This is a genomic window from Oleiphilus sp. HI0123, from assembly GCF_001635315.1.
Genome location: NZ_LWGE01001784.1, coordinates 1 through 636, shown reverse-complemented (window position 1 = coordinate 636; position 636 = coordinate 1). Strand labels below are relative to the sequence as shown.

General features: G+C 43.4%; 1 pseudogene. It reads right to left on the bottom strand.

From position 1 onward, the window contains the following. Window positions 1-636 (bottom strand): annotated as a pseudogene (locus tag A3761_RS24035) (NADH:ubiquinone reductase (Na(+)-transporting) subunit A); the annotation flags it as partial.

The window sequence follows — 636 nt, the reverse complement described above, 5'->3', positions numbered from 1 at the left end:
CAGTCGTGAAAAGCTTAGCGATCGCGATGACGTCCTGATAAGAAATAGTCCATACACTCTTACTATCGCTTACAGGATCAAGGTAATGGATGTGTGTTCCGGCATTACCAGCAGGGTGCGGGCCAGAAAACTCTTGCTTTTCTACGCGCGCGATGGGTGGTAGTTCGATGTTAGAACCAGCTTTAGTACAAACAAAAACCTTACCTTCAGTAAGTTTTTCAATAATACTTAAACCTTGACTAAAAGCCTCACCTTCGCCCGACAACACTACTTCAGGATCAGCAGCTAATGGGTTAGTATCAATTGCGGTAACAAATATTGAATTTGGCTGAGCAGTCAACTCAGGCACTTTACTATAAGGCCTAGTTCGAAATGCTGTCCAGACGCCAGATTCAACCAGATTCGATACGACTTGTTCACGAGTAAGACTTCCAAGATCTGAAGCGGAGTATTTTGCAAACTCTACTTTTTCATCACCAGATTTCTCGATTACAATCGACTGGAATACGCGCTTTTCGCCACGATTTACTTCAATAACCGTCCCGCTAGCTGGTGCAGTAAATTTCACACCTTCGGTTTTCTTATCTTCAAAAAGAAGTTGTCCCTTAGCTACCTTGTCACCAACCTGAACAGACA